At 43.2% G+C, this 6,126-nt stretch carries 3 protein-coding genes; all 3 read left to right on the forward strand.

The features are described 5' to 3' along the window. Positions 1-64 precede the first annotated feature (64 nt). The 3 genes from NSQ57_RS12175 to NSQ57_RS12185 all read left to right on the forward strand — a co-directional run bounded on the left by NSQ57_RS12175 (position 65) and on the right by NSQ57_RS12185 (position 4,101). Positions 65-1,828: an ABC transporter ATP-binding protein gene (locus NSQ57_RS12175; protein WP_342426095.1), complete on the forward strand. Its 1,764-nt coding sequence runs from the start codon at positions 65-67 to the stop codon at positions 1,826-1,828. After that, positions 1,821-3,671, forward strand: coding sequence for an ABC transporter ATP-binding protein (locus NSQ57_RS12180; RefSeq protein ID WP_342426096.1), 1,851 nt, complete (start codon positions 1,821-1,823; stop codon positions 3,669-3,671). Before NSQ57_RS12175 ends, NSQ57_RS12180 begins: the two co-directional genes overlap by 8 nt. Before the next feature lie 121 nt (positions 3,672-3,792). After that, positions 3,793-4,101, forward strand: coding sequence for a hypothetical protein (locus tag NSQ57_RS12185; protein WP_342426097.1), 309 nt, complete (start codon positions 3,793-3,795; stop codon positions 4,099-4,101). Positions 4,102-6,126: the final 2,025 nt, after the last annotated feature.

The raw sequence follows: 6,126 nt of genomic DNA on the forward strand, positions 1-6,126 counted from the left end.
CAGACGCAGGAGCACCATACTTCACCAGACATCAAAGACTATCAGATAAAAGGAGAGCAACAGAATGCTAAAGATATTCAAATATCTCAAAAAAAATGAATGGATGCTCGTGCTTTGCAGCCTAGCTTTCATCGTTGTGCAGGTATGGCTTGATCTGAAGCTACCTGATTATATGGCGGAAATTACGACCAAGCTGCAAACGGAAGGAACGTCTGTGTCCGAACTGCTGATCCCGGGCAGTTACATGTTGTTTTGTGCCGTCGGCAGTATGATTGCATCTATTATTGTGGGCTATTTCGCGGCAAAGGTGGCTGCTGGGCTGGCTATGCGTCTGCGTGCGATGGTCTTTGATAAGACCTTATCCTTTTCGATGGAAGAGATGAACAGCTTTTCGACGGCAAGCCTCATTACCCGCTCCACGAACGATGTTACGCAGATTCAAACGGTGGTTGCGTTGGGGCTACAGGTGATCATCAAGGCACCGATTCTGGCCGTATGGGCCATTGTGAAGATTGCGGATAAAAACTGGCAGTGGACCGCCTCCACAGGAGCGGCCGTAGCTGCTCTGATTCTAATGCTAAGTGTCATTGTTGTTTTCGCTCTTCCGAGTTTCCAGAGAATCCAGCGTCTCACCGATAATCTGAACAGGGTAACACGTGAGCATCTGATCGGACTTCGGGTAGTACGCGCTTATAATGCAGATCAGTATCAGCAGGAGAAGTTCGAGCAGGCTAACGTTGAGTTGACGAATACAAACCTGTTTGCGAACCGATTAATGACGATGATTGGCCCAGGTATGACCTTTATTATGTCAGGTCTGAGTGTCTCTATCTATTGTATCGGCGCTTACCTGATTAACGGTGCGGCCGTACCAGACCGCATCATGTTGTTCTCCAATATGGTCGTATTCTCCTCTTATGCAATGCAGGTGGTCATGGCCTTTATGATGGTAAGTATGATTTTCTTCCTGATGCCTCGAGCTTCGATTTCTGCCAAACGGATCATGGAGGTTTTGAATACCGAATCCAGTATCGTTAACGGGCATGAGACGACTGGAGAAGAAAGCGTTATGGGGCAAGTGGAATTCCGTAATGTCAGCTTCAAATATCCGGACGCGGAGGAAGCCGTGCTTCGCAACATTAGCTTTACGGCGAAACGAGGCGAGACGGTTGCCTTTATTGGCGCTACAGGCAGCGGAAAAACCAGCGTGATCAATCTGATTCCCCGTTTCTATGATGTGACCGAGGGAGAGGTACTCGTGGATGGTGTGAATGTCAGGAACTATAATCAGCAGGCACTCCATAACAAAATCGGGTATGTCCCCCAGAGAGCTGTACTGTTCAACGGTACGGTGGTATCCAACGTTTCGTATGGCGATAACGGAAGAGCAGGAGCTTCGGAGAAACTCGTCAAAGAAGCCGTTGGTATTGCTCAGGGAACGGAGTTTGTCGAAAAAATGGATGGTCAATATCAGGGTAGAATTTCGCAAGGTGGAGCGAACGTGTCCGGTGGTCAAAAGCAGCGGCTGTCCATTGCGCGTGCCATCTACCGTCAGCCGGAAATTTATATTTTCGATGATTCCTTCTCAGCATTAGACTACAGAACAGACCGGATTCTGCGCTCCGCTCTCAAAAAGGAAACCGGCCACGCTACGACACTTATCGTTGGTCAGCGCATAGGTACTATCAAAGACGCTGATCGGATTATCGTGCTGGACCAAGGAGAGATTGTAGGGAGCGGCACGCATGAAGAGCTGATGACGAACTGCAGCACCTATCAGGAGATCGCATATTCGCAGCTTTCGAAGGAGGAACTCATACATGGATAAGAATGAACACACCGTCGACAGCCAGCAAATGAAAATGAATCAGCGAGGTCCCATGGGTAAAGGACCCGCGGGGGGCAGTGGTGCTGGTGAAAAAGCGAATAATTTTAAAAAGACCATCAGCCAGCTTGTATCCTACAGCAAGGCCTATGTGCCTATGATTATACTCGCTATGGTACTGGCCCTGGTTGGCTCCACCCTTAACGTGATTGGCCCGGATAAGCTCAGTGATATTGCCAACCTGATTCAGGAAGGAATCGTAACCGGGGTTGATGTAAGTGCTGTTCAGAAGATTGTTCTTGTACTGGCGCTTTTATATGGATTTGGTCTTATCTTTAACTATTTTCAGGGCTTTATTACAGCAACCGTCTCACAGCGTCTTACAAAGAAGATGCGGACAGAGCTATCTCGAAAAATTGATCATATGCCTTTGAAGTATTTTGACACTACGAGTTACGGTAATGTGCTTAGCCGCGTAACCAACGATGTCGATACCATTGGACAAACGTTAAACAACAGTCTCGGCACGCTTGTCAGTGCGCTGGCTACTTTCGTGGGCGCCTTGATTATGATGCTTTATACGAACTGGATCATGACCGTTACCGGAATTGTAGCTACGCTGATCGGCTTTAGCCTGATGAGCGTGATTATGAAGCATTCACAGAAATACTTTGTAGCACAGCAAGCGGAGCTTGGCCAGATCAACGGTCATATCGAAGAAACCTATGCTGGTCATAACGTAGTCAAGGTCTATAACGGGGAACAAGCAGCCAAGGAAGTGTTTCATGGCATTAACAGCCGCTTATATACAAATGCATGGAAGTCCCAGTTCATGTCTGGTCTGATGATGCCAGTCATGATGTTCATTGGAAATTTTGGTTATGTCGCGGTCTGTGTTGTGGGAGCTTTGCTGGTCAACCAACAGACTATAACCATCGGAACTATTGTCGCCTTCATGGTGTATATTCGTCTATTTACACAGCCCTTGTCACAGTTGGCGCAGGCAGCAACCAATTTGCAATCGGCTGTTGCTGCCAGTGAACGTGTATTCGAATTTTTGGGTGAAGAAGAATTGGCGGATGAAAGTGACAAGACTATGAAGCTGGATAACGCCAAAGGGGATGTTGAATTCAAACATGTTCGTTTCGGTTATAATGCAGACCGTATGATTATCAAAGACTTCTCTATGAAAGCTGAAGCTGGTCAGAAAGTCGCCATTGTCGGTCCGACAGGCGCTGGTAAGACCACGCTCGTGAATTTACTCATGCGGTTTTATGAGCTGAACGATGGAGAAATCTACATTGACGGAACCCCGATCAGCCAATTAACGCGTGAGAATATTCATGAATTATTCTGTATGGTGCTTCAGGATACCTGGCTGTTCGAAGGAACGATTCGTGACAATATCGTCTTTTCCAAAGATCATGTTACTGATGAGCAGGTAGAAGCTGCATGTAGAGCGGTGGGACTGCACAGTTTCATTAAAACACTGCCGCAGGGATATGATACAGTTCTGGATGACAAAGCCAATCTCTCTGCGGGTCAAAAGCAATTAATTACCATTGCAAGGGCGATGATTGAAGATTCACCTATGCTCATTCTGGATGAGGCCACAAGCTCGGTCGATACGCGTACGGAATTGCTGATTCAACAAGCGATGGACCAGCTGACTGTGGGGAAAACCTCCTTTGTGATTGCTCACCGACTTTCGACGATCAAAAATGCGGATCTGATTCTGGTAATGAGAGACGGTGACATTATCGAAATGGGTAACCATGAGGAATTGCTAGCTAAAGGCGGCTTCTATGCCGATCTATACAACAGTCAGTTTGAACATGCATCCTAAAAAGTAACTGCTTGAAAGTATAATAAATATCCATGTAGTTCCAATTTAATTAACATCATCATGTGGACATTATAAGGTATGAGAGCCAGAATTTCTTAATCATAATTGTGGAGGCAGATCAATGAACCAGCGTTTTCGAATCACCCGTTCCATGCAGGAAAATCCTGTGGAGCAATCCATTTCCCTGGAGGAGTGCAAAGATTACTTTGCATCCCAGCCAGACTTTTCGTATTCACGGGAGCTTATCATACAAGGTACTGAGAGCACCATGTCGATCGAGGGAGATTTTTTCATGTGGAAGTTTGCTGACGTAGAAATACCTTTTCGTCATTACATGGGGGATGTGTACGTGGCTATTTCCAATGAGGCTGTCGTGCCTAAGATGATTGAAATTGCAACAGATTTACAAGCAGATGTAGTGGATGGGTGAAGAACGATTCTTATTGCAGCAAAGTAGGCGTAGAAGCCAAGCTCTGATTATCCGGTTCAGTTCTCGCACCAGTTTGAATCGGTTAATGTGGACAGCCGCGGGAATCCCTTGTCATCTAAAAGACGTGATATACGATTGCTTGTCTGGATATCTGGTGAGTGGTTGCAAAGGATTTGTTCCATGTCTGATCACAGGGCAGAAGCTCAATCGGTTGTGATGAGCTCGGCAACAAAAACGATTCGATTCGTACACAGTATACATCACACAACAAATGTTTCTGGTACGTTCGCTGTGGCAGTATTCACTTCATTCTTAAGGGTCAAGTCGCCAAAACATAAAAATAGCAAGTCTCTTGCAACATGGAGGCTTGCTATTTTTATGTTTTCGGTTCATTGAATTTTGCGAAAAAAATAGTTCCATAGTTATGATTTTTCTAAAAATTTATACTTTTAAAGGAAGATCAAAACGTTTCTATTAAATAAAAAGCAAAGTTTCTAGCTAAAATTAGAGAAAAATTTAATCTGAACTGAAATTTCAGAAGAAAATTAAAGAAAATTTTGCATGTGAATTAGTTCAAAAGAGCTATGAAAAGTCACTATCTATTTAAAAAATGAAGAGTTATTAATTTTGAATCACTTCAGCTTGATGTGAATAAATTCCATTATATAGGTGATTAAAGAATATTGCTGAAAAAGTTGAAATTTGTCGGATGATGTCAGAATTGATTTGTTACATTTGTGTTAATGATGTGTAACGTAAAATTTGTTTTGATACAAGGGTTTTGGACTTTTTTGCAAGTCTACGTCATTTTGATTTTATCAATTTATAAAATCAAAAATTTTGTCTTAAATCACGTTAACGGGTCATGATCGGTATTCAATTTAATAAAAAAGTGAAATTCTTGTATTTGAAGATATAAAAATAATAGAATAATATGGGTTATTTATGGATTTCATGCAATCTATCAATTTGGAACTTTTGTCCCATGCTAATCGGTTTTAAAGTTTGTATATTTAAAATAGCTAGAAAGTATTGGGAGGAAAAAAGGGATATAAGGATTTATTGTGAAATTTTGGGCAATAAGAGGATTTGAGAAATTTATATGGCGACTCCGATCATGTCTTAGTTTTTAAAAATCGTGATCTATCTGACTGAGAAGATCCAGTTATTTTCGCCCGATATGAGGACTTTGCTTAATGGCTTGCAGAACATAGAAGTTGTTCAACAGAAGCTCCATGGACATCAAGCAGGACAACATGCCCTCACTGCTTCCCGAAATGGCTTCATAAGTACATAAGCTGTTCTCTTTTTTAGACAATGTATGGGGGCACTGATTGTAATTGAAACAGCATGGCAGTTGTATAGGCCAAACTGTAAGATTCCCTGTCCATAGCATCATATCCAGTAAATCCGTCCCACATCTCCCGTATTGCAAAAGACAACTTCATTATTTTTAAGGTATGTGAAACGTATCCTTAGCAGCATGGGAACCCCGTTGGCCCGTCCGATGACCATCATTTTTCATCCATGTACAAAATCAGGAAGTCATAAGCGCAGTCGTGAATCACGCTCCTAACCACGCTGCAGCAGCTCATGTATCTCACAGCATCGATACCCTCCAGCCAAGATTCGACAGCACACATCATGATACACTACGTTGTTAATATTGTGGCAACCATTCTACAACCCACCACCAAGATGTACTCTCAGCATAATTCAAAAATATTCTCATTCCATGCACATTTTCATACATCCAGAGTCAGAGTTATTTGCTATGTCCGCACAACTAAAAAAGCTTGCACTGCGAAAGTGTGAGCGATGAAAAAGAAGATGCGCTTGTTTCGATTCAAATTCAGCTCTTTGAAGGCACCCATATCTCAATGGTATATCAGGAGTGATCGCTTTTGCCGACTACCATTGGCAATTTAATGCCGGAGAAAAGACACGCATGACTAGTTCCTTGACAAGGGCGGTCATTTATGAGGAGTTACTTTACCCCTATCTATTTCGCGAGGAGAGATACGT

It is taken from the genome of Paenibacillus sp. FSL L8-0502 (assembly GCF_038593055.1).
GTDB classification, from domain to species: Bacteria; Bacillota; Bacilli; order Paenibacillales; family Paenibacillaceae; genus Paenibacillus; species Paenibacillus polymyxa_D.